We start from the raw sequence: 24,191 nt of genomic DNA, 5'->3' as shown, positions 1-24,191 counted from the left end.
TACATACCACATAAATAAATTAGGAGTGATCATGAACAGATCGGATTTAGTAGAACGAATTGTTAACTGGCGGACACATCTTCCTATGCAACTAGTTGATGATTCAGTTAGAGATATCATTGAGCAGATCGCTTTAGCTATGGAAAGTAACGATCGTGTAGAAATTCGAGGCTTTGGTAGTTTTAGTTTAAACTATCGTGCACCACGTAAAGCAAGAAATCCAAGAACCGGTGGTAATGTTGAAGTTAAACATAAATATATTCCTCACTTCAAACCGGGTAAAGAGCTACGTGAAAGAGTAAATAATGCAGCAAAAGCATAGTCTTTAAATTCTATACTTAGCTAAAAGCCTTTGAGTCAAATCAATGGCTTTTTTATTTTAAAAACTTAAATTTCTCTCATTTTATTCATGCCCCATAATTCATTAGTTAAAACAAATCAACGTTTCGTTAGTTATCATCGTTAACAATCTCTGAACCTTTACCTGTAATTTCAGTAAATATTATCAAGATTAATAGTTAAAATGGAACTCAGATCGAAAGATTCAAATTCAGTTATTTTTTTATAATATCAATTGATAAGCTAGCTTTTTATTATTAATAAATATGGCGAGCGTAGATGCGACAATTTTGTTCTCTTGATTTATTGGCGATCATGTTTTCATTAGGTTGTTTGCCATTACTGTTTTTGCCGCATTTATTGTCTGATTTTCAGTGGTATTTTATTGCCATTATTTTGGTTATTTTTGCATTGGTTGTTCCGGCTAAATTGCGCTGGTATTTGTCTATTTTTGTTGTGTTTGTTTTAGGTATTTTGTGGTCTACTGCTTATTCTAAGCAATATTTATCAAGTATTTTGCCTTATATTGATAAAACGTTAGTTGTTAAAGCAAAGGTCCAAAATATCAATACCAGACAAGCTACAACAGATATTGAACCTTATTATATGTCATTTTCTGTTTTTTCTATTTCAGATGTTACGCTTTCTAACGATATTCTGATCTCGGTTTATTGGGATAATTTATCTATGCCAAAATCGGGGCAAATTTGGCAATTAACACTAAAAACAAAAGTTGTGCATGGATATTTAAATGAAGGAGGATTTGATAGTCAGCGCTTTTCGATAGCAAACCGAAGTTTATTATCAGCTAAAGTAATTGACGCCAAACTGCTAGATGATAAGTCTAATTTAAGACAATCTATTATTGATTTGGCACTACCTTACATTGATCTATTTAGTTATCGAGGCATACTCTTAGCCCTTGCTTTTGGAGATCGTTCTCAATTAGATGACTCGCTTCGTACTGTGATGATGCAAACAGGTGTTGCCCATCTAATGGCAATATCGGGTATGCATATTTTATTGGTTTTTGGTCTTAGTTGTTTTTTTGTTAAGACTGTTCTGTTTTTTATTCCAAAGCGTTTTATCTGTTTTTTTGTGCCGATTATCGTTGGTTGGTTGTGCGCACTTTTTTACGCATGGTTAACTGGTTTCAGTCCGCCTACATTACGTGCTATATTGGCTTTATCAATTTGGATCTATTTACGTTACAAAAAACATCAAATTAGTGCATGGCAAAAAGTTAATCGAATTATTGCGTTGTTATTGTTGTTTGATCCATTGATGATTTTATCTGAGAGTTTTTGGTTATCTTGTTACGCAGTAATTAGCTTAATTTTTTTATTTGAATGGTTACCAATACCTCAAGAAATAAAGCATAAAAAGCGTTGGTATATAGTTAGGTTATTGCATTTACAATTGGGTTTGACCTTGTTGTTGCTACCTATTGAACTTTTTATTTTTCATGGTGTTAGTGCGGTTTCTATTTTAACGAATTTAATTGCGATTCCTATTATTTCATTATGCACTTTCCCTGCTGTTTTATTTGCGTTGGCATTTACTTTGATGGATTGTTTTTATATTGCATTATGGTGGTGGATGGTTGCTGATAAATCGTTGGAATTGTTATTTTTCAGTTTGAATTGGCTTAATTTATTGTGGCTTAACATACCTTCAGACTTTTATTGGTTAAGTTTTTTAGGCTGGTTAGTTGTCATTATAATACGTACTGGAACGTGGCGTTGTTTTAGAATTACTTTATTAGTCATTTTTATGTTATTAGTCACGCCACTTTTTGAACATCAGCATTATCGTTGGCGATTGGATATGCTTGATGTTGGTCACGGATTGGCGATTGTTATTCATGATGGAACGTCAGCTATTTTATACGATACAGGAGCCAACTGGGGAAAAAGTTCTGCTATGGAAAGGGTTATTATACCTTTTTTGCAATGGCATAATTTGAATGTACAAGGAGTTATTATTAGTCATCAACATAATGATCATGTTGGAGGTTTGAAATTGCTTCAACAAATTTACCCTAAGGCATGGTTAATGAGTTCCTCTTTTGATTTAAATAATGATTATCCATGTTTAGCTGGTAATCGTGTTAATTGGAACGAGCTAACATTTGATATATTGTGGCCTAATAAACTGGTTGAATATGCACAAAATGAGGACTCTTGTGTAATACAAGTAACTGATGGGCACTTTTCCGTATTATTAACAGGAGACTTAGAGCGCAATCAGGAATATCAGTTAGTCACAAAATATCGAAATCAGTTAGCTTCTACTATTTTACAAATTCCGCATCATGGTAGTACTACTTCATCAAGTTATACTTTTTTAAATCACGTTAAAGCGGTAAAATCGTTAGCGTCTACATCTCGTTATAATCCCTGGAAACTACCATCCCATAAGGTAATAACAAGGTATCAAAATTTACACTTAGATTATTATGTTACAGCTAGAACTGGTCAAATAAGCCTATTTTTTGATAAACACACTTGGAAGTTAAAAACCATGCGAGGCGAAATTAAACCCAGATGGTATCATGATTGGTTTGGTAGTTTGCCAATTTATGAGTAAAATAGGCTATCGTTTGCTATAGGCAACCATGTTAACAATTGTTATATCGACATTAAAAGATAAGACAATTTTACTGAATGTAATTAAGTGATGTTAAAGTTATGATTGAAAAAATGTGGTATGGTAAAAATCGATTATTTTGGTTGTTCATACCATTTTCTTTATTATATGGTTTGATTGCTTTTGTTCGCCGCTCTTTGTATCGATTAGGTATTTTTAAATCTTGGCGTTCCCCTGTACCTATTATTGTTATTGGCAACTTATCTGTTGGTGGTAATGGCAAAACACCACTGGTTGTGGGTTTAATTGAATCGTTAAAACAAAAAGGATTACAAGTTGGCGTTGTTTCGCGAGGGTATGGTGGCAAGGCTGATAGCTATCCGCTTATTTTAGATAATACAACCACAACCGAACAAGCTGGTGACGAGCCGGTACTTATTTTTCAACGTACTAATGTGCCTGTTGCTGTATCACCCCACCGAGCTGAAGCTGTTCAAGCATTATTAAAGCAGTATGAGTTAGATGTCATTTTGACCGATGATGGTTTACAACATTATGCATTATCGCGCGACATTGAAGTAGTAGTGGTTGATGGAAAACGTTTATTTGGTAATGGATGGTGGATGCCAGCAGGACCAATGAGAGAGCGAAAAAGACGATTAAAATCGGTTGATCTGATTATTATAAACGGTGATAGCGTAAATAATTTGGCTCAGCAGTATCCAAATAAAACCTACACCATGCAATTAACGCCACTATATGCAGTAAATTTACTAACTAAAGAAAAAAAAGCATTATCTTCATTGCAAAATATTTATGCTATTGCGGGTATTAGTAATCCAAAACGTTTTTTCGATATGCTGATCAACATGCAAATTGATGTGGTTAAAACCGTTTCTTTTGCTGACCATCAAAAATTTACTTTACCGTTGTTAAACAATGTCGCAAGTAGTGAACAAACACTTTTAATGACTGAAAAAGACGCCGTTAAATGTAGGCAATTTGCCCAGAAAAATTGGTGGTATCTACCCATTGATGCGGTAATACCCGTAGAGGCAGTTGATCAGATCTGTTTGTTATTAGCTAAGACAAAATCTCAAAGAGAATAAAACATGAAAGAAATCTTATTAAGCGCACTTGCTTGTCCTAAATGCCATGGGCAACTACAATATGATGCCAACAATCAGCAGTTAATTTGCCAAACAGATAATCTGGTTTATGCAATCAAAGATAACATTCCCATTTTGCTTGAATGTGAAGCAAAACCACTCAATCAATCATCGTCTGTTCAAGAATAAAATATAAGGCGTTAATTATGAATTTTTCGGTTATTATTCCTGCTAGGTATGCTTCAAGTCGTTTGCCAGCTAAACCTCTAGCGGATATTCATGGTAAACCTATGATTGTTCGGGTGATGGAGCAAGCAAAAAAATCGTCAGCCAATCGGGTGATTATTGCAACAGATCATCAGCAAGTTTTTGATGTAGTCAAGGAGTATGGCGGTGAAGTCATTCTTACTAGTGACAAGCATAATTCTGGTACTGAAAGGTTAGCAGAGGTCATTAATGCTTATCAGTTTGCTAATGATGAAATCATTGTTAATGTACAGGGGGATGAACCTTTAATTCCACCCGTTATTATTGATCAAGTGGCTGAAAACTTGGTGCAATATAAAACTGGAATGGCAACATTAGCGGTGCCAATTGCTTCTGTTGAAGAGGCATTTAATACCGGTGCGGTTAAAGTTGTGACCGACAAAGAGGGTTATGCACTTTATTTTTCTCGTGCTACAATTCCTTGGGAACGCGATCGATTTGCTAAATCGGTTGATTTATTAAAACAATCCAGTATTGGTGATTTTTATCTTCGTCATATTGGTATTTATGCTTATCGTGCTGGCTTCATTCGTCAGTATATCAACTGGGCGCCATCTACACTTGAACAAATTGAGATGTTAGAACAACTTAGAGTGCTTTGGTACGGCGAAAAAATACATGTTGCAGTTGCAAAGCAATCGCCAGCAATTGGTGTTGATACACAAGAAGATTTGGAAAAAGTAAGGGCACTATTTAAGGATTGAGCTATGGCTAATTTTACCGGCTTTACCCAAGCTGGTCTTAATTTTTTGCAAGATGCTTGGATAAATAATAGTAAACCATGGTTTGAACAACATCGTGCTATTTATGATAGCGATTTAGTTAAGCCGTTTAGACTTTTGGTTGAGCAACTAACACCAGAAATGCTCAAAATTGATGAGTGGTTTGAAACTCGCCCTGCTATTGGTAAAACTATTTCCCGTATACATCGAGATACTCGTTTTTCAAATGATAAATCACTTTATCGTAGTCGATTATGGCTGACTTTTAAAAGACCCAATCGAGATTGGAAAGAAGCACCTGCTTATTTTTTTGAAATTAGCCCAAGTAGCTATCAATATGGTCTTGGTTATTATTGTTCATCAAAACAAACGATGGATATCTTCCGAGAAGAAATCCTTAATGATACTCAGAAATTTTTAGCAATGACGCATTGTGTTAAAAAACCATTTGAGCTTGTTGGTGAAAGTTATAAACGGCCACTAATCAAAGAGCAAGATGCAAAAATAGCTACATGGTATAACCGAAAAAATCTTGCGGTTATGGTGACAAGCAATCATATTGAAGACGTGTTAAATAGTGATTTACCCCAAAGATTGACTAAAGGGTTTAAGCAGCTAGTTCCACTTTATGATTATTTGATGCGGGTGGAAATGATTAAAAACATACCAACCTTTTAGTTTTGTTAAATTTTTTTTATATTAAATATTAGGAAAGCTTAATATAAGCTCTTTAACACCATTGATTATAAATTGTGTACCAACACAAACTAATAAAAATCCCATAATTCTTGAAGTGGCCTCAATGCCACTTTTCCCCATAAAACGCATTATACTGCCAGCACTGCGCATACAAAACCAAAGAATAATAGATAACAATAGAGGCACTAATATTGAGGCAGTGTAAACAACCCAAGTTGAAACGTTATAGCCTCCACTTTTTACTGTTGAGGACATACTGATGATCATTGCTATGGTTCCTGGCCCAGCGGTACTTGGCATGGCGAGCGGAACAAAAGCTATATTATTTGAGATCTCTTTCTTTTTTGCATCTGCTTCAAGGCTTTTATGTGATGGTTGTTGTGGAAATAACATTCTAAAGCCAATAATGCCAACAATCATACCACCAGCAATGCGTAATCCGGGAATCGATATACCAAACGTACTCATCACCAATTGCCCACAATAAAACGATACTACCATAATCATAAATACATAAATACAAGTTAGTTTTGATTGGTAATTACGTTCTTCATTGGTCATCTCACCCGATAGACCTAATAAAAGTACTACTGTGGTTAATGGATTTGTTAATGGAATAAATAAAATTAAACCAAAGCCGATAGCTTGTAAAAGTTCCAACATAGATTTATTTTTTGATTTGACAAGAATTCAGTTAAGTATAATTGAAATAGATAGAAAATGATATGTGGGCGTAGTTAACGCCCAACATTGTATAATAAATGAATGATGATCCTAGAAAGGAATATCGTCATCAAAATCCATTGGAGGCTCTGGCGCAGTTGTAGGTTGTGTCGGTGCGTTTTGTGTTGTAGGACGAGCTTGAGACGCTGGCGCAGATGAAGTGTTATTAGCACTTTGCCCCCAGTTTTGTGAACTGCCATCCATGCTTTCACCGCTATTACGGGAGCCTAAAATTTGTAAAATACCGCCAATTGGATTGATCACAACTTCTGTCGTGTAGCGATCTTGTCCTGATTGATCTTGCCATTTTCGCGTTTGAAGTTGTCCTTCAAGATAGACTTGAGTACCTTTTTTTATATACTCGCCTGCGATCTCAGCGAGTTTACCAAATACGACAACACGATGCCATTCAGTACGATCTCGGGTTTCGCCTGTTTGTTTATCTTTCCATGATTCTGATGTTGCGATACTAAAATTAGCAACTGCATTACCATTAGACATGTAACGAACTTCGGGATCTTGACCTAAATTACCGACTAAAATGACTTTATTTATTCCTCTATTGGCCATTATTAACTCCTAAAAATTGCATAAGTATTTTAAGGCGCATATTGTAGCATGAGACTGCAGTAATATCAGCGAATTTAATTTAATAATGGAATTTTGCCCTCATTTTGTAAAAATATAGAAAGATTGGCTTAGACATAGGAATTTATTGTTATAACGGGTATAATGCCAAACATTTGTTAATGTTATGTTCTAAAAGATTATTCCCCCTACAGGAGGCCTTATGATTAATGCGTTTGGGCTAAAAAACAAACAATTAGTAAAAATTAATGAAGGCGATATAAATAATGCGACCTGGATTGATTTAATTGAACCAGAAGAAGCCGATCGCGATTTTGTTTTAACACATTTAGGACAAAACTTAGCAACCAGTATTGAGCTAGATGATATCGAAGCGTCAGCTCGTTTTTTTGAAGATAACGAAGGGCTACATGTTCACTCATTTTTCTTTTATGAAGACGCAGAAGATCGTGCAGGTAACTCAACTGTAGCTTTTACAGTGCATAATGGACGTTTATTTACACTACGTGAACGTGATTTACCTGCATTTCGTTTGTATCGTATGAGATCGCGCTATCAAAGTATGAGTGATGGCAATCCTTATGAAGTGTTACTTGACTTATTTGAAGTCAAAGTTGAGCAGTTAGCAGATCAAATCGAAAATATTTATAGTGAATTAGAAGAATTAAGTTTAATTATTATGGATCGTTCTGCGCAAGAACATTATGACGAAGCGATTACCTCATTGGCAGAGCTTGAAGATACTGCGTGGAAAGTACGGCTTTGTTTAATGGATAGTCAACGTGCTGTTAACTATTTAGTTCGTCGTGCAAAAATGCCAGTAGATCAACTAGAACAGGCGCGTGAAGTTATTCGTGATATTGAGTCACTTGTTCCTCATAATGAGTCATTATTTCAGAAAGTGAACTTTTTGATGCAAGCGGCAACCAGTTTCATTAATATTGAACAAAGCCGAATTATTAAAATTTTCTCGGTTGTTTCGGTTGTGTTTTTACCTCCAACTGTGGTTGCGTCTGCTTATGGTATGAACTTTGAGTTTATGCCCGAATTAAAATGGGAATATGGTTACCCATTTTCATTATTATTAATGTTACTAGCAGGTGTTGCTCCTTATATTTATTTTAAACTGAAAAAGTGGTTATAGATCTATTTACTTAATCCTATTGTCTTTAGCCGTTAATACTTTGCTCGTTTAGCGGAAATTACCTTTGTCGTATCTGTAAGGTAATTAACGGAATTTAATAATATTCGCTATTATGCTTTCTTCTCTTGATGGTTAAAGCTTGTTATTTAAATAAAAATTAATTTATCACAAAGGAAATAACATGAATCAATATGCACTAGTCACCGATATCGGTGGAACAAATGCACGATTTGCACTTTATAATTTAGAGACTAATAAGTTATCTGCAATTACTAAAGTACTTATTGCAAAAGATGATGTGTTATTAACATTAATTAAAAACTATTTAGCATCTCAATCAATAATCGTTGAAATGGCTTGTATTGCTATTGCTTGTCCGATTGATGATAGTGATGTGATCAAAATGACCAATAATAATTTGTCATTTTCACGTTCTGAACTTATTAAAGAATTAAATCTGATTAAGCTTGAAGTAATTAATGATTTTACTGCTGTATCAATGTCAATTCCTAAATTATCCAAACAGGATCTTGTAAAAATTGGTGGTGATGAACCTGATTTAAATTATCCTATTGCTATTTATGGCGCAGGTACAGGGCTTGGTGTGTCACATTTGATTAAAGTCAGTGAGCGTTGGATTAGTTTGTCTGGAGAGGGTGGGCATACCGAACTTCCGATGATAAGTGATGATGAGGATCGTATTTTAGTGCAACTGCGCAAAAAATTTGGACGTGTTTCTACTGAGCGATTTTTATCAGGTAATGGTATAGTTAATATTTATCAAGCTCTATTACAAATTAATAATCAACCAGTAGAAGAGATTACGCCAGACATTATTGTACAGAAAGCTTTATCACATAGTTGTCCACTTTGCTTGCAAACTTTAACCTATTTTTGTACTTTTATGGGGCGTTTTGGCGGTAACTTAGCATTAATGCTTAATACGCTAGGTGGTGTTTATATTGCTGGGGGAATAGTACCTCGCTTTATTGAGTTTTTTAAAGCATCGCCGTTTAGACAGGCTTTTGAAAATAAAGGTCGTATGTCGTATTTAGTCAAAAAAGTTCCTGTTTATGTGATAACTCATGAAGATCCGGGGTTGTTTGGCGCTGGTGTTTATTTGCAGAATTGTCTTACATAATGTTAATAAGTAAAGGTTTTGTTTTATGATGTGGTGTTATATTTATCGAAGTACCAAAAAAGAAAATTGTTATTTATATATGGATAAGGAAAACGATTTTTCAGCTATTCCTGAAAAAATAATGTCTCTTTTTGGTACTCCAGTGTTTACCATGAAAGTATTACTTGATGGAAAACGCCGTTTTGTTGTTGGTAGCTCTGATGAAATAGAAGAAAAAATTAAAACTGATGGTTTTTTCTTACAAATGTTAAAAGAAGATGATTTTAAAGTATGATTGAACCATTTTGGGAGCACAAAACCCTAGAACAGATGAGTGATGAGGAATGGGAACAACTTTGTGATGGTTGTGGTCAGTGTTGCTTAAATAAATTGATGGACGAAGATACCGACGAAATCTTATATACTAACGTAGCTTGCAATTTGCTAGATTCGAATACTTGCCAGTGTAAGCATTATTATAACCGCTTCGATTACGAACCTGATTGTATCAAGTTGACTCGCGATAATCTTCTCACCATTGAATGGTTACCTATAACTTGTACTTACCGTTATTTTTCTGAAACGGGGAGATTGCCCGATTGGCATCCACTTATTACAGGTAATAAGAAGCTTATGCACAAGCTAAAAATTTCTGTTAAAAATCGAATTGTTTATGAAAAAGATGTGATTTGTTGGGAAGATCATATTCTCTAAAAATGGTTATAGTGTCCTCAGATTGCTCACTAGCCTTTATATGATTTAATTTAGCATATCAATGATGTGATTTCTCTTAAAAAAGCAGAATAAAAACTTAAATAAAATCAATATCTTTTCTGACTGCTTTTTATGGGTAACTTCCAGTATTGGAAAGGTTTGTAGTTATTTACTTATTTTTATTAGATCAAAATAAGCTCGCTAAAAGCGAGCTCTTTGTTAATAATCTAAAAAAGCTATTGCTTCCTCTTATCTGAATTTAAAGTACAAGCCATAAATCCCCAACAATATCGATAGCAAACATATTTAAAAACATCAAAATAAATACAAAAATCATAAATGAAATATCGATCATACCAATAGGTGGTACGATGCGTCGAATTGGTGCTATAAATGGTTCTGTTAGCTGTGCAAGCAACTCATCAGCATTCGATTGTCCTCGGCTTACCCAGCTTAAAATTGCTCTAAATAGTAATAACCAAAATAGTAGATGTCCAAAAGCATGAGCGATGGCAGCAATAGCATATAAAAGATATCCAACGGGCCAGCTAAAATTATTGATGATTCCATAATGGCCAATAAACGTAATTTTTATGAAAGCAAAAAAGTATAAAAGAACCCATGTAGCTGTATCTATCTGTTTAATAGAGGGAATAACTTTACGTAATGGAGCAATAATTGGTTGGGTTATTCGGACAATAAATTGGGTAAATGGATTATAGAAATTGACCCGTACTCGTTGCATCCATAAGCGCAAAATTAAAACGTATAAGCATATCGTTAAAACGGTTTTTCCTAAAAAATAAAGCGATGCCATTCAACACTCCTTAAAATAAACTATCTAGGCAATATATCACAAATACTGCCTTGCTCCAAAAATTGCCGTACCGATGCGAACCATTGTGCTACCTGCAACAATTGCCGCTTTCATGTCGTTACTCATACCCATTGATAATGTGTCCATAAATGGATAGTCGGATTGTAAAGAATTTAACAGTTCCTGCATTTTGGTAAAGACATGTAATTGTTTGTCAAAATCATTTTCGATTTCAGGAATGGCCATTAAACCGCGTAACTTTAAATTGGGTAATGTAAGGATTTGCTTAGTCAAATCAGCGACTTGGTCAGGTAAAATCCCTGATTTACTTGCTTCGTGGCTAATATTGACCTGAATTAATACATTTAATTTAGCCATTGATGTAGGGCGCTGGTCATTTAAACGTTGTGCGATTTTGAAGCGATCAATGGTATGCATCCAATCGAAGTGTTCGGCAACTAATTTACTTTTGTTTGATTGTAATGGACCAATAAAATGCCACGTTAATGGAGTATTGGGAAGGTTTTGTTTAAAGTGCTGGATCTTTTCAATACCTTCTTGAACATAGTTTTCACCAAAAGAAAGTTGGCCTGCATCAATTGCTTGTTTGATTAAGTCCACGGGTTTTGTTTTACTAACAGCAATAAGTTCGATTGTATTGGGATCTCTTTCGCATTTTTCGGTTATTTTTTGAATTTTGCTTTTAATGGCGAGTAAATTGTCACGTACTGTATTCATATTAATTCCCAATTAATAACTAATAGGTCAAATGTAATGTTAAATTCACTATTGTCGCTTAGTGTAACGCAAAAGGCATCCGATTTGCACCTTTCAAGTGGTGACGTTGCCCGCATTCGCATTAATGGACAATTAAAATGCTTATCAAACGAAAAGTTATCACCTTTAGACTTAGAAGCTGAACTATTAACGTTACTCACTGAATCACAAAAAATACAATTACAACAAGAAAAGCAAATTGATTTATCTTACCAATCTGCTGAAATAGGGCGTTTTAGGATCAATATATTTTATCAACAACGTGGTATTTCAGCGGTATTTCGTATCATCAAAAGCCATATTCCGGAATTAGTTGAAATAGGTGCCCCCGAGGTATTTAAAAAGCTAATAACGCATGAAAGCGGGATTATTTTAGTCACGGGAGCCACAGGAAGTGGCAAATCAACGACGCTTGCATCATTAATTGAGCATATTAACTCAACTCAATTTAAACACATTCTTACTTTAGAAGATCCTATTGAATTTGTTTATCATAATCAACATTCATTAATTCAGCAGCGAGAACTTACGAATTTTGACCATGCGCTTGATAGTCTTTTAAGGCAAGATCCTGACATTATATTGCTTGGTGAATTGCGCAATAGAAAGTCTATCCAAACTGCATTGACAGCTGCAGAAACGGGACACTTAGTTTTTGCCACGTTACATACGTGTTCTGCCATTCAAAGTATTAATCGTATTGTTGATGTATTTGATGAAAGCTCCCGCAATTTTATTCGTACACAATTATCAAATAATTTAAGAGCAATTATAAGTCAAAAGTTAGTACCCACTGAGAATGGTCGTAAAGCATTATTTGAAATTCTTATCAATACACCAGCTGTCAGTAATTTAATCAATGAAGGGAAGATCAAACAAATCTTTTCACTAATGCAAACAGGCCAACAATATGGTATGCAAGTGATGCCAGAAAGTTAACACTATTTGCTATTGTTTATAGTTTATAAAAGTTAGCGTTGCATTTTTAAATGCAAAATTTTGAGATTTATATTTAAAATCATTTATAATCTTTCAAATAGTCTTTTGTAAAAGAAGGGATAATAAATGGAACAGCGAATTGGTTTTATTGGTTTAGGCAATATGGGCAATGCTATATTACAAGGTATTTTAGCGAGCAATATTGTTTCTGGAACACAAATGTATGTTTATGATCCTCATTTAGAAAAAGGTCAGGTTCTTAATCAGGTTTATTCAATTAATAATCTTGATTCTGCAAGAGAGGTTGCTCGCGAGTCTGATATTGTATTTGTTGCCGTTAAACCTAATGTGATTGTTGATGTACTTAATGATATTCAAAAAGAATTAAAGAAGAATACTATCGTTATTTCAATTGCAGCGGGCGTTACCATTAAAACGATTGCAAAATGTGTAGGTTATGAGCAAAAAATTATTCGAGTAATGCCAAATACGCCAGCACTTGTTAATGCCGCTATGTGCTCTATTACTCCTAATACTGAGGTTACCGATGAAGAATTGTCTATAGTTCAACAATTATTAAATTGTATTGGTGAAACAGAAGTTGTTTCAGAGTATTTAATTGATGCAGTTGTTGGTGCGAGTGGTTCTTCTCCAGCCTTTGTTTTTATGTTTATTGAGGCATTAGCTGATGGTGCTGTGAAAGGCGGTTTATCAAGAGCTCAAGCTTACAAATTCGCAGCTCAAGCTGTTATGGGATCGGCAAAACTGCTGCTTGAATCTGGTAAACATCCAGGTGAATTAAAAGATATGGTCTGTTCACCTGCAGGTACGACTATTGAAGGTGTTCATGCGCTTGAAGAAAAAGGATTTAGATCTGCAATTATTAATGCGGTAGAGGCAGCTATAAAAAAATCAAAGGAAATGGCAGAGGGGTAATAGGGCATAAATTGATAATGTTATCTCATTGAATTAAAAGTTATAAATTTTTTATTTCCTCATTATTAATAATCTTTTTCAAAAGATTGCTTGCATTACTTACTTTTTTATGAGTAAATAGACCTAAGCATATGACATGCGGATTTATTTTATAACATTTAGATATATGTAGTTTGTAGTTTACTTTGTCTTAGAGATTAGTTTTCTTCAGTATCTTCTTCTTCGTGTTAATTAAGTAACCTAGGTTTTATGTTTTTAAATATAGCCTTTAATGGCTGAGATTAATTTATTTATAGGAAGATTATTATGTCTAAGAAAACTGGTCAAGTTAAATGGTTCAACGAAAGTAAAGGTTTTGGTTTTATTTCTCCTGCTGATGGTAGCAAAGATGTATTTGTACACTTTTCTGCAATTTCTGGTGACGGTTTCAAAACATTAGGTGAAGGCCAACAAGTAGAATTTTCAATTCAAGATAGCCCTCGTGGCCCTGCAGCAGCAGATGTTATCATTATCTAATGATTTAAATTTTATTTTTTGATTTTCTACCCTATCAGTAAATAGTTACTGATAGGGTATTTTCTTATATAGACTTCCCTCATTAAATTTTTTACCATAATTCTGGCTATTTCTAGCATTAATTATCATCTTTAATAATATTTCTAATAAATTTATGATGTAAGGAAAGAAAATGAAAAAGTTATTATTATCTGTTGCGTTATTAGGTTTTTCTGCAATTTCTATGGCGGATCTACCTGAATCTTGTAAAACCTATTTTGATAAAGTTGACGGTTTAGTCAAAGCCATCCCTGAAGGCTCTTTAACTAAACAACAATCTGATATGATTAAACAAAACTTAGAAATGGGTAAACAACAAATTTCGTCACTGTCTGCAGATAATCAAGACTCAGCTTGTAAACAAGGTTTGGATTTACTTAAACAAGTTGAAGCAAGTTTACTTAAAAAATAAGATTTTTAGAATATAATTTAACGTTTGTTATGACGAAAATCCCAAGGGGCTATTGGATGTTTATCTTTCCATAGTCCTTTTTTGTTTTGTTTAGCATTTATTTCTAATTTTACCATTATTTTATTATTAGCTACGTTGTGATAACGATACGCCCAAGCATAACCATTTTCGACCATTTTGGTATTGATATTGATTTTATTTAAGAAAATGGTGCCTAAAGTTCTTGTATAAACATCTTTTTGGTTTTCTTTCACAAACACATTTTTACCCGCAATAAGGGATGCTAAATATTTACGGGATGCATTACCATAAGCTTGCCCGCTTTCTGGGGCATCGATATCAAGTAAACGAACACGGACTTTTTGTTTTTTGACAGTTAAAATATCTACCGTATCGCCGTCAATCACTTTAACAACTTTACCGCTGAAATCAGCATAAACTAATGTATTTGAGAAACAAAATAAAATAATACAAACAAATAAACGTTTTAAGTGATTCATTATTAATAAGAGAAGACAAAAACTTTGTAGTATTATACATTGATTATTGAAACTCAGTAAACTGAGACGTTCTTTTTATTTAAAAATTAATTAGTTATTTAGGAATTACTTATGTTTTGAACATGATAAGAAAAACCATAATATTCAGCCTTACTCATATAGAGTAAAGCTGACAAGAGGGAGGGGGATAACGTTAAATTAAAATGAGTTGGTATCTTGAAATAGACCTACTTTTAAATCAGATGCTTGATAAATGAGTTTCCCATCAACAAAAACTTCACCATCACCAATACCCATAATCAATTTACGATTAATTACGCGTTTAAAATGGATTTTATAGGTTACTTTTTTATTGCTTGGTAACACTTGTCCAGTGAATTTAACCTCACCAACACCTAAAGCCCGTCCTTTACCTTTGCCGCCAATCCAACCTAAATAGAATCCAACTAGTTGCCACATAGCGTCAAGCCCTAAACAACCAGGCATAACTGGATCGTTTTTAAAATGACATTTAAAAAACCATAAATCAGGATTAATATCAAGTTCGGCCTCGACAAAACCTTTACCAAAATTACCACCGTTTTCATTCATCTCGATAACGCGATCCATCATTAACATTAAATCAGATGGTAATGGCGGGCCATCATGGCCAAATAATTCATTATTTCCTGATTTAATTAAATCTGCTTTATCGTACGATGATTTACGTTCAAATGTCATAAAAAAACCTTTTATTTAATGTAAATTAAAACATGCTTTGAAAAATTAAAAGTTACCTAGCGTCCTTTTTTATTCCATAATGAATAAAATTTTGGGCTAAAGTTTATTGGGTATTGTCACTTTTTGCAATATTTTTGCCATTTACTTAGCCAACTATCTTGTTTTTTGTCTTGTAATAATACTGCCTGCATACGTGCATGAATTAATTGATAAAGATTAATACCACTTTTATCTTTATACGGAATACCTGTCAGCAAATAAAGAGCATCGGCAATATGTTCAACTGTCCATATTGAAAACTTATCTTGTTCAATAGCTTCAATAACTTCATCACTTAAACTTAAATGGCGCTGATTTGTGGCAGGTATGATTACACCTTGTGCACCTGTTAAACCTTGATGCTGACAAACAGCAAAAAATCCTTCAATTTTTTCATTCACTCCACCAATTGCTTGAACATGACCAAATTGATCGACTGAACCAGTTATAGCCAATTGCTGATCGATAGGTTGTTGGGATAACGCGCTAATGATTGCACAAAGCCCTGCAAGCGAAGCACTGTCACCATCAATTTCACTGTAGGACTGTTCAAATACTAAAGAAGTTGAAAAAGGTAATTGGTGATGAATCGCAAATTCCGACATAATAAATGCTTGCATTATCATCATGCCTTTTGAATGAATATTACCGGCTAATTCTGTTTTGCGTTCAATATCAATTAGCTCACCATCGCCAAAATGGATAAGGCAACTTAAACGTGTTGGTTCACCTATAGCTTTTGGATGTCCTGGGTATTCAATGACTGATAAGCCATTTATTTGACCAACGACTTGATCTTTAGTGTTAATCATTATCTGATTGCTAAAAATCTCATCGTGTAGTCGCTCGTGCAAATAATTTTCTTGCCATAATTTTTGTTTTATTGCCGTTGTGATCGCTGATTCGTCAATTACACTATTTTGCATAAAATGAGTCGCATTGACTAATAGCGAATTAATCCAGTCGACCGAAAGTGTTAGGTAATATTGATCACCAGTATAGCGTGTTGCTTCTTTGTAAATTTTTGCAAAAGCTGAGGTATCAATATCAGGTAATTGCTGTTTATTGGCAATAAATTTTAAGTACTTAATCCAGTGTTCAAGTTGTTCGGGTGATTTGATCTGTAATTCATTTTCAAATTCAGTATAAATAGATGTTGAATAAAATTCAGGTTCGAAATCTTGTAATTCGGCTAAACTTAATCTATCCCCGACTAAAATGACACGTAAATCAAGTGGCATAGGCGGAATAGATAAAGGTAAAGGGTGAGATTCGTCAGCTGAAACCCACTCAAATTCTTGTTTTATTACCATTTGCTTTAGCTTTGTCCATAGCGATGGTTGGCTAAGGAGAGAGCGAAGACCTAAAATTAAAACGCCACCATTAGCACGATGAACCAGTCCTGCTTGTAATTTTATTGGACCATTTTCTGGTTGTCTAACACAACCAAAAAGTTTTTCAGCATCAATAGAAGATGCAAATAAACAATTATCTTGAGCTGCAAAATTATCTTGTTTGCTTTTTGCTTCGGTTAGTGTAATTTTGTTTTCGCTAAAAAAATAACTGTAACCCAGTGGGGATGAAGGTAAATCACATTTAATGGCATGCTGGAATAAATCAAAAAAGAGTTCGCTTTCAGGTGCTTTAAGCAACATAAAACGTGGGCTATAACATACTCTTTTGGTAGGACATAATAGCGACAAGGCAGAAGCGACACGAGGTTGCCACATAAGTAAATGTTCTGATTTTTCTGACGCTAATACCGTTGAAGTATTAGTTGTGTTTCTGAGTTTAGAAATATGAGATAAATCAGGTTGGATCTGTTGTGCGTTGAGTTGTGTAATGGCCAAAATTATTGTCTTTTTGTTAGCTTATTTCATCTTGAAATTATAACAAGTATCCGATGTATCGCCAACAGATTACCAAAATCTTTGTGCTAACAAATAAAAAAATTACAGAAAGATTTTTTAAAATCAGGTAAACTAGGCCAAACCCTATTGTTTATTTAACTTCACTATCATCATTATCAACGACTAAACATGCTCAAAATCAAAAATACTTACTTCAAAGACGATCGTGCCTCACAAATTGTTAGCTGGGGACATTGGTTTACGTTGTTTAATATTTTTGTTGTAATTTTGCTTGGTAGTCAATATTTACTTATTGCAGATTGGCCTCGTACTTTTATGGGGCGATTTTATGCCATTATCAGTGCAATTGGTCATTTTAGCTATTTGACTTTTATCGCTTATCTAATTTTACTTTTTCCGTTAAGTTTTTTTATTCATTCTTCTCGATGGCAAAGGATTATTGCAACGGCTTTTGCAACAGTCGGTCTTTCATTATTGCTTATTGATATTGAGGTTTTTTCGCGTTTCAGAATGCATCTGAATTTGTCGATTTGGCAATTATTTTCAGCACAAAATGTTTCTTATTTAAGTACGGTATTTATTGCTATTCCATTTATTTTATTGATTGAGATTTTATTTTCATTATGGAGCTGGAAAAAACTACGTAGCTTAAGTAAACGCAAACGCTATGCAAAACCAATAGTGATTGTTTTTATTGTTTGCTTTGTTGCCTCGCATTTGATTCATAGCTGGGCTGATGCTAATTTTTATCGACCCATTACTATGCAGCGAGCAAGCTTGCCGCTTTCTTATCCTTTGACTGCCCGCCATTTTCTTGAACGTTATGGTTTTATGAAAGAAAACGGTTATCGGGATCGTGTTACGCAAGAAGGAAACCCTTTTGCGATGACAATTGAATATCCGTTGGGACGAATTGTTTATGATCAGCAACCACCAAAAAACAATGTACTAATGATTGTTATTGATGGGTTGAATGTTGATTTATTGACAAAATATATGCCGTGGTTAAATGAATTTTCTCAAGATAATATTGCTTTTACTAATCATTATGGTGCAAGTAATCAATCTTATTTGAATGATTTTTCATTATTTTATGGATTAGATCCTAATTACTATAATAGTATTTTGGTTGGGCATAAGCCGTCCGTATTGCTCGAAGTTGTTACTAAACAACGCTATAATCTAGGATTATTTTCAGTAGACGGTTTTGCTGAACCTTTATATCGTTCGGCTTTGTTATCTAATTTCTCAATACCAGAATCTAAAAGAGAGTCTAATAAACAAATAACTGAAAACTGGATGAAGTGGCATGAAGAACAGAATAGTCTTGATAATCATGCACCTTTATTTTCTATAATCCAATATTCAATGTTTGATAAAAATAAAAAAGTGTCGATATCAACTCTTCAATCTGAAGCGAAAAAATTAGATCAGTATATTGAGTCATTAATTGCTTATTTAAGATTATCTAATGCCTATGATAATACGGTTATTATAATTACAGGTACGAATGATATTAAAATTGATGAAGCGAAAAAAATAGCATTACGTAATACAGATAAAGACTTTAATCGCGAAGCATTAAAAGTTCCTTTGATTATGTCATGGACAAATAAAGGAAGCGCACAAATAACGCAAGCAACTTCGCAAACTGATATTATGTGTACATTAATGCAAGACGTATTTTATGTCACAACACCGCCACAGCAGTATAGCCAATGTGAAAATTTATTTAACTTTAAACCTAGACAATGGTTAGTTGCTGGTGATGAAAATATGATCGCTGCACTTTATGATGATAAAACAGTGGTTTTAGATGCCTTTGGTCGTTCTAAAATTTATGATCTTAATGGTAAATTACAAAAAGGCGAAAAAATCAGCTTGCCGGTCTTTTTGCAAATAGTCACTGAAAATCGCCGTTTTATGGTCGTAGATAATTGATTTAGTTTTTGAGTAGAACGAACAATAAAAAAATAGGGTGAAGATTACTTCACCTCTTTACCCATTGCCTGTAAATCAGCATGATAAGATGAACGTACAAATGGTCCACAAGCTGCATGAGTAAAGCCCATATTTAATGCTGTTTGCTTCAATTCTTCAAATTCTTGTGGTGACACATAACGTTCAACCGGTAAATGATATTTGCTTGGTTGCAAATATTGACCTAGCGTCAACATAGTTACACCATGACTACGTAAATCTTTTAATACTTGAATTAACTCTTCGTTTGTTTCACCCAGCCCAACCATCAATCCAGATTTTGTCGGAATCTGAGGGTGTCGAGCTTTAAACGCTGCCAGTAATTTGAGTGATCCTTCATAGTTAGCTCCAGGGCGGATCTTTTTATATAAACGTGGGATATTTTCTAAGTTATGATTAAACACATCAGGTGGATTAGCACTTAACACTTCAATTGCTTCATCAATACAGCCACGAAAGTCGGGAGTGAGTGTCTCAACTTTTATATTGGGGTTTAAGGTTCGGATTTCTTGAGTACAAGAGGCAAAATGACTGGCACCACCATCTTTTAAATCATCCCTATCTACAGAAGTAATAACAACATAGCGTAACTTCATCTCTTGAATTGTTTTAGCTAGTTTTATGGGTTCTTCGCGATCTGGCGGTAATGGTCTGCCGTGGGCAACATCACAAAATGGACAACGGCGAGTACAAATATCACCCAAAATCATAAAAGTGGCTGTACCATGGTTAAAGCATTCAGCTAAATTGGGGCAAGAGGCTTCTTCACAAACTGAATGCAAACCATGTTTACGCATGGTGTTTTTGATATGCGCAATATTATCAGAGTGAGCAGATAATTTAATTCGCATCCATTCAGGTTTTTTAAGTGGCGCTGCATCTTCTAATGTGATTGTTGGGATTAAGCGTGTTTTATCTGCATCACGATATTTTGAGCTTCTGATCGTTGTTTCATTATTTTGCATATTAGGTATCTTAATACTTAGGTAGTTGATTAATAAAATTGTCGGTTAATTGTTGTTTAATTTCGTTGCGGTCAATATTAAAAACATAGTCTTTTAATTGTGTCATTTGTAATCCAGCATAACCACAAGGGTTAATGTTATTGAACGGAGTAAGATCCATATCAATATTTAAGGCTAGTCCATGTAGGGTGCAACCTCGATTTATATGTAAACCAAGCGAACAAATTTTTTTATGATCAATATACACACCTGGAGCGTCTGCTTTTGTGTAAGCTATGATACCATAGTGTGCTAAAGTTTGGATGACACTATTTTCTAAAAAGCTCACTATATCGCGAATACCAATATGGCGTCTTCTTAAATCAATTAGGATATACATGATCTGTTGACCGGGAGCATGATAAGTAATTTGACCGCCGCGATCAGTTTGAATAACTGGAATATCTGTATGATTTAATAAATGTTCCGCTTTGCCCACTTTACCTTGGGTAAATACAGGTTGATGTTCTACTAACCAAATTTCATCAATTGTTTGTTCATGACGATTTTGGGTAAAGTCATGCATAGCCTGATAAGTTTGCATATAGGGAACAATATGTAGGTCTTGGATGATAACATTATTAATGTTCATAGTATTGCTTATTGTTATTGGTGGCATTAACAAAAAATTTATCAATATATATCAAATTTTACTATAATTTGACAACTTATAGATGACTTCGGTATAGACATACTATCTATTTTTTTGTATTTATTTATTAGTAAAATTTCCTTTTTATCAAGCCACTAACATTGTTTTCAATGTTATCATTGAAATAGTTGATTAATTTGATAGGAATTAACATGCTTTTCTAAGCTTTGGTTTGCTTTACTTTTTTTATGAAAATGGCAGACTGATGCAAATGAAACTCCATAATGCAGAGTTGTAATTTATATAGTTAGTTATAGCTAAGGATAGCAAATACTGCATTTTTTTAAACAAAAAAGAGGTTTTTATATGTCGGATATGCAAGTGAATGATATCGATCCCATTGAAACACAAGATTGGCTCAAGAGTCTTGATTCAATTATTCGCGAAGAAGGTATAGAACGTGCACAATATATTATTGAGCAAATAGTCAACAAAGCAAAAGATGGCGGTGTGCCACTACTTTTTGGTTCTTCAACAAGTAATTATGTCAATACTATCCCAGTAGAAGAACAACCTGCTTATCCTGGCGATTGGGAAATAGAACGCCGCATTCGTTCAATTGTTCGCTGGAATGCAATTATGATGGTACTAAGAGCGTCAAAGAAAGATTTAGAGCTTGGCGGTCATATGGCATCATTCCAGTCTGCTGCAACATTTTATGAAGTTTGCTTTAACCATTTTTTCCGTGCACGTAACGAAAAAGATGGTGGCGATTTGGTCTATTTCCAAGGACATATTTCACCAGGTATTTATTCACGCGCATTTATTGAAGGTCGTTTAACCGAAGAACAACTTGATAATTTCCGCCAAGAAGTTCATGGTAAAGGACTACCTTCTTACCCTCATCCTAAATTATTACCTGAATTTTGGCAATTCCCAACAGTCTCAATGGGACTTGGCCCTGTTAGTGCCATTTATCAAGCACGTTTTTTAAAATATTTAGAAAATCGTGGGTTGAAAGATACTTCTGAACAGACAGTCTATGCATTCTTAGGTGATGGTGAAATGGATGAACCAGAATCAAAAGGTGCAATCACCGTTGCAACGCGTGAAAAATTAGATAATTTGGTATTTGTTATCAACTGTAATTTACAACGATTAGATGGTCCAGTGACCGGTAATGGTAAAATTATTAATGAACTTGAAGGCGTATTTGCTGGCGCAGGCTGGAATGTGATTAAAGTTCTTTGGGGTGATCGTTGGGATAAATTACTACAAAAAGACAAATCAGGTAAATTAATTCGTCTAATGAATGAAACACTTGATGGCGATTACCAGACATTAAAATCAAAAGATGGTGCATATGTACGTGAGCATTTCTTTGGCAAATATCCAGAAACTGCTGAATTAGTTAAAGATATGTCTGATGAAGAAATCTTTAGATTAAATCGCGGTGGTCAAGATCCTGCTAAAATGTTTGCTGCATTCCAGCGTGCAAAAGAAACCAAAGATCGCCCAACTGTTATTCTTGCTCACACCATTAAAGGTTATGGTATGGGTGCTGCTGCTGAAGCGAAAAATATTGCTCACCAAGTGAAAAAAATGAATATGGATGGAGTGCGTCATGTGCGTGATTTCTTCAATATTCCTGTAACAGATGAAGCACTTGAAAAATTACCTTATATCAAATTTGAAGAGCACACGCCAGAATACAAATATATTCATGAACGTCGTAATGCATTACACGGCTATGTTCCATCAAGATTAACCAAATTCTCTGGTACTGTTTCTATTCCAGCATTAAGTGAATTCTCATCACTACTTGAAGCACAATCAAAAGAAATCTCAACAACAATTGCGTTTGTCCGTGCTCTTAACATTATGCTTAAGGATAAAGAATTAGCACCACGCTTAGTACCAATTTTGGCTGATGAAGCGCGTACTTTTGGTATGGAAGGCTTATTCCGTCAAATTGGGATTTATAACCCACATGGACAACAATATACGCCTCAAGATAAAGAGCAAGTTGCTTATTATCGTGAAGATGAAAAAGGTCAAATTTTACAAGAAGGGATTAATGAATGTGGCGCAACGGCTTCATGGTTAGCTGCTGCAACATCGTATAGTACCAATGATTTCCCAATGATTCCATTCTACATTTACTATTCTATGTTTGGTTTCCAACGTATTGGCGATTTAATGTGGGCAGCTGGCGATCAGCAAGCACGCGGATTTATGATCGGTGGTACATCTGGTCGTACAACATTAAATGGTGAAGGCTTACAACACCAAGATGGTCATAGCCACATTCAATCATTAACCATACCTAACTGTATCTCATATGATCCTGCTTATGCTTATGAAGTTGCGGTTATTATGCAAGACGGTTTACGTCGTATGTATGGCGAACAAGAAAACGTTTACTACTATATTACAACACTCAATGAAAACTATGCACAACCTGCAATGCCAGAAGGTGCAGAAGAAGGCATTCGTCGTGGTATTTATAAACTTGATACTGTTGAAGGTCAAAAAGGTAAACCGACTGTTCAGTTATTAGGTTCTGGTTCGATTTTACGTCATGTACGTGATGCGGCTGATATCTTAGCTAAAAACTATGGCATTAGTTCTGAAGTTTATAGCGTAACATCATTTACTGAACTTGCTCGTGATGGACAAGACTGTGAACGATACAATATGCTACATCCGAGTGAAACACCAAAAGTGCCTTATGTTGCACAAATTATGAATAACAATCCAGCAGTAGTTTCAACTGATTATATGAAAATTTTTGCTGAGCAAATTCGCGGATTTGTACCTTCTGAAAGTTATCGGGTGCTTGGTACTGACGGCTTTGGTCGCAGTGATAGCCGTGAAAATTTACGCCATCACTTTGAAGTTGATGCATCTTATGTTGTAGTTGCAGCATTGGGTGAACTTGCTAAACGTGGCGATATCGAAGTTAGCGTTGTTGAAGAAGCGATTAAAAAATTCGAAATCAATGCTGATAAACTTAATCCACGAATTGCATAAGA

At 34.5% G+C, this 24,191-nt stretch carries 25 protein-coding genes; 16 read left to right on the top strand and 9 right to left on the bottom strand.

What is annotated here, in order from left to right:
- Positions 1 to 31 precede the first annotated feature (31 nt).
- From ihfB to GYX25_RS04650, 6 genes are all read left to right on the top strand, one after another.
- Entirely contained in the window at positions 32 to 322 is a 291-nt protein-coding gene (gene ihfB, locus GYX25_RS04675) for an integration host factor subunit beta (protein ID WP_091349902.1), read from the top strand.
- A gap of 296 nt (positions 323 to 618) precedes the next feature.
- On the top strand, positions 619 to 2,928 hold the full coding sequence (locus tag GYX25_RS04670; protein WP_174786830.1) for a DNA internalization-related competence protein ComEC/Rec2: 2,310 nt from the start codon (positions 619 to 621) through the stop codon (positions 2,926 to 2,928).
- 101 nt (positions 2,929 to 3,029) lie between these two features.
- A complete protein-coding gene (gene lpxK / locus GYX25_RS04665) occupies positions 3,030 to 4,037 on the top strand; it encodes a tetraacyldisaccharide 4'-kinase (protein ID WP_091349894.1) in 1,008 nt (335 codons plus the stop codon).
- Positions 4,038 to 4,040: 3 nt separating this feature from the next.
- Positions 4,041 to 4,226, top strand: coding sequence for a Trm112 family protein (locus GYX25_RS04660; protein ID WP_091349890.1), 186 nt, complete (start codon positions 4,041 to 4,043; stop codon positions 4,224 to 4,226).
- A gap of 17 nt (positions 4,227 to 4,243) precedes the next feature.
- On the top strand, positions 4,244 to 5,008 hold the full coding sequence (kdsB, locus tag GYX25_RS04655) for a 3-deoxy-manno-octulosonate cytidylyltransferase (protein ID WP_091349887.1): 765 nt from the start codon (positions 4,244 to 4,246) through the stop codon (positions 5,006 to 5,008).
- A gap of 3 nt (positions 5,009 to 5,011) precedes the next feature.
- The gene (locus GYX25_RS04650; RefSeq protein ID WP_091349883.1) at positions 5,012 to 5,704 is read left to right on the top strand and encodes a DUF2461 domain-containing protein; all 693 of its coding nucleotides are present in this window, start codon (positions 5,012 to 5,014) and stop codon (positions 5,702 to 5,704) included.
- A 21-nt stretch (positions 5,705 to 5,725) separates the two neighbouring features.
- Here the strand turns inward: GYX25_RS04650 and GYX25_RS04645 are convergent, their stop codons facing one another.
- Together GYX25_RS04645 and GYX25_RS04640 are read right to left on the bottom strand one after the other, a co-directional pair.
- Positions 5,726 to 6,388: a MarC family NAAT transporter gene (locus GYX25_RS04645; protein ID WP_091349879.1), complete on the bottom strand. Its 663-nt coding sequence runs from the start codon at positions 6,386 to 6,388 to the stop codon at positions 5,726 to 5,728.
- Between the two features lie 111 nt (positions 6,389 to 6,499).
- Complete coding sequence (locus GYX25_RS04640; RefSeq protein WP_091349876.1) at positions 6,500 to 7,018, bottom strand: single-stranded DNA-binding protein; 519 nt, start codon at positions 7,016 to 7,018, stop codon at positions 6,500 to 6,502.
- 220 nt (positions 7,019 to 7,238) lie between these two features.
- Here GYX25_RS04640 and corA point away from each other — a divergent pair, with 220 nt between their 5' ends.
- From corA to GYX25_RS04620, 4 genes are all read left to right on the top strand, one after another.
- Positions 7,239 to 8,180 (top strand): magnesium/cobalt transporter CorA, encoded by a 942-nt coding sequence (gene corA / locus GYX25_RS04635; RefSeq protein ID WP_091349874.1) that lies wholly within the window; start codon positions 7,239 to 7,241, stop codon positions 8,178 to 8,180.
- Positions 8,181 to 8,361: 181 nt separating this feature from the next.
- A complete protein-coding gene (gene glk, locus GYX25_RS04630) occupies positions 8,362 to 9,321 on the top strand; it encodes a glucokinase (RefSeq protein WP_091349871.1) in 960 nt (319 codons plus the stop codon).
- 25 nt (positions 9,322 to 9,346) lie between these two features.
- Complete coding sequence (locus GYX25_RS04625; protein ID WP_091349868.1) at positions 9,347 to 9,595, top strand: YcgL domain-containing protein; 249 nt, start codon at positions 9,347 to 9,349, stop codon at positions 9,593 to 9,595.
- A complete protein-coding gene (locus GYX25_RS04620; protein WP_091349864.1) occupies positions 9,592 to 10,014 on the top strand; it encodes a YcgN family cysteine cluster protein in 423 nt (140 codons plus the stop codon). The genes GYX25_RS04625 and GYX25_RS04620 overlap by 4 nt, the downstream gene beginning before the upstream one ends.
- A 259-nt stretch (positions 10,015 to 10,273) precedes the next feature.
- Here GYX25_RS04620 and GYX25_RS04615 read toward each other — a convergent pair whose 3' ends face one another.
- Together GYX25_RS04615 and GYX25_RS04610 are read right to left on the bottom strand one after the other, a co-directional pair.
- On the bottom strand, positions 10,274 to 10,831 hold the full coding sequence (locus tag GYX25_RS04615) for a YggT family protein (protein WP_091349860.1): 558 nt from the start codon (positions 10,829 to 10,831) through the stop codon (positions 10,274 to 10,276).
- A 36-nt stretch (positions 10,832 to 10,867) separates the two neighbouring features.
- Positions 10,868 to 11,569, bottom strand: coding sequence for a YggS family pyridoxal phosphate-dependent enzyme (locus GYX25_RS04610; RefSeq protein ID WP_174786829.1), 702 nt, complete (start codon positions 11,567 to 11,569; stop codon positions 10,868 to 10,870).
- A 36-nt stretch (positions 11,570 to 11,605) separates the two neighbouring features.
- On the opposite strand from GYX25_RS04610, the gene GYX25_RS04605 reads away from it, so the two are divergent.
- From GYX25_RS04605 to GYX25_RS04590, 4 genes are all read left to right on the top strand, one after another.
- Positions 11,606 to 12,547: a type IV pilus twitching motility protein PilT gene (locus GYX25_RS04605; RefSeq protein WP_091349853.1), complete on the top strand. Its 942-nt coding sequence runs from the start codon at positions 11,606 to 11,608 to the stop codon at positions 12,545 to 12,547.
- A gap of 126 nt (positions 12,548 to 12,673) precedes the next feature.
- The gene (proC, locus tag GYX25_RS04600) at positions 12,674 to 13,483 is read left to right on the top strand and encodes a pyrroline-5-carboxylate reductase (RefSeq protein ID WP_091349849.1); all 810 of its coding nucleotides are present in this window, start codon (positions 12,674 to 12,676) and stop codon (positions 13,481 to 13,483) included.
- A 306-nt stretch (positions 13,484 to 13,789) separates the two neighbouring features.
- Positions 13,790 to 13,999 carry a transcription antiterminator/RNA stability regulator CspE gene (gene cspE / locus GYX25_RS04595; RefSeq protein WP_091349846.1) on the top strand — a complete coding sequence of 70 codons (210 nt, stop codon included), beginning with the start codon at positions 13,790 to 13,792 and terminating at the stop codon, positions 13,997 to 13,999.
- A 172-nt stretch (positions 14,000 to 14,171) separates the two neighbouring features.
- A complete protein-coding gene (locus GYX25_RS04590) occupies positions 14,172 to 14,450 on the top strand; it encodes a DUF5339 domain-containing protein (protein WP_091349842.1) in 279 nt (92 codons plus the stop codon).
- Positions 14,451 to 14,467: 17 nt separating this feature from the next.
- Here GYX25_RS04590 and GYX25_RS04585 read toward each other — a convergent pair whose 3' ends face one another.
- The 3 genes from GYX25_RS04585 to GYX25_RS04575 form a co-directional block, all read right to left on the bottom strand.
- Positions 14,468 to 14,950 carry a thermonuclease family protein gene (locus tag GYX25_RS04585; RefSeq protein WP_091349839.1) on the bottom strand — a complete coding sequence of 161 codons (483 nt, stop codon included), beginning with the start codon at positions 14,948 to 14,950 and terminating at the stop codon, positions 14,468 to 14,470.
- A 198-nt stretch (positions 14,951 to 15,148) separates the two neighbouring features.
- Positions 15,149 to 15,670 carry a bifunctional 3-hydroxydecanoyl-ACP dehydratase/trans-2-decenoyl-ACP isomerase gene (gene fabA / locus GYX25_RS04580; protein ID WP_091349837.1) on the bottom strand — a complete coding sequence of 174 codons (522 nt, stop codon included), beginning with the start codon at positions 15,668 to 15,670 and terminating at the stop codon, positions 15,149 to 15,151.
- A 116-nt stretch (positions 15,671 to 15,786) separates the two neighbouring features.
- Positions 15,787 to 17,559: an AAA family ATPase gene (locus GYX25_RS04575; RefSeq protein ID WP_091349834.1), complete on the bottom strand. Its 1,773-nt coding sequence runs from the start codon at positions 17,557 to 17,559 to the stop codon at positions 15,787 to 15,789.
- A gap of 189 nt (positions 17,560 to 17,748) precedes the next feature.
- On the opposite strand from GYX25_RS04575, the gene GYX25_RS04570 reads away from it, so the two are divergent.
- Entirely contained in the window at positions 17,749 to 19,521 is a 1,773-nt protein-coding gene (locus tag GYX25_RS04570; RefSeq protein ID WP_091349831.1) for a DUF3413 domain-containing protein, read from the top strand.
- 44 nt (positions 19,522 to 19,565) lie between these two features.
- Here GYX25_RS04570 and lipA read toward each other — a convergent pair whose 3' ends face one another.
- Positions 19,566 to 20,525 carry a lipoyl synthase gene (gene lipA / locus GYX25_RS04565; protein ID WP_091349827.1) on the bottom strand — a complete coding sequence of 320 codons (960 nt, stop codon included), beginning with the start codon at positions 20,523 to 20,525 and terminating at the stop codon, positions 19,566 to 19,568.
- Between the two features lie 10 nt (positions 20,526 to 20,535).
- Positions 20,536 to 21,156 carry a lipoyl(octanoyl) transferase LipB gene (gene lipB, locus GYX25_RS04560; protein WP_174786828.1) on the bottom strand — a complete coding sequence of 207 codons (621 nt, stop codon included), beginning with the start codon at positions 21,154 to 21,156 and terminating at the stop codon, positions 20,536 to 20,538.
- Positions 21,157 to 21,522: 366 nt separating this feature from the next.
- Between lipB and aceE the strand changes: the two genes are divergently transcribed.
- A complete protein-coding gene (aceE, locus tag GYX25_RS04555) occupies positions 21,523 to 24,189 on the top strand; it encodes a pyruvate dehydrogenase (acetyl-transferring), homodimeric type (protein ID WP_174786827.1) in 2,667 nt (888 codons plus the stop codon).
- The last annotated feature ends 2 nt before the right edge of the window (positions 24,190 to 24,191 follow it).

Origin of the sequence: Gilliamella sp. ESL0254, assembly GCF_013344985.1 — a bacterium.
GTDB lineage: Bacteria > Pseudomonadota > Gammaproteobacteria > Enterobacterales > Orbaceae > Gilliamella > Gilliamella bombicola.
This window is presented reverse-complemented; position numbering and strand designations above follow the sequence as displayed.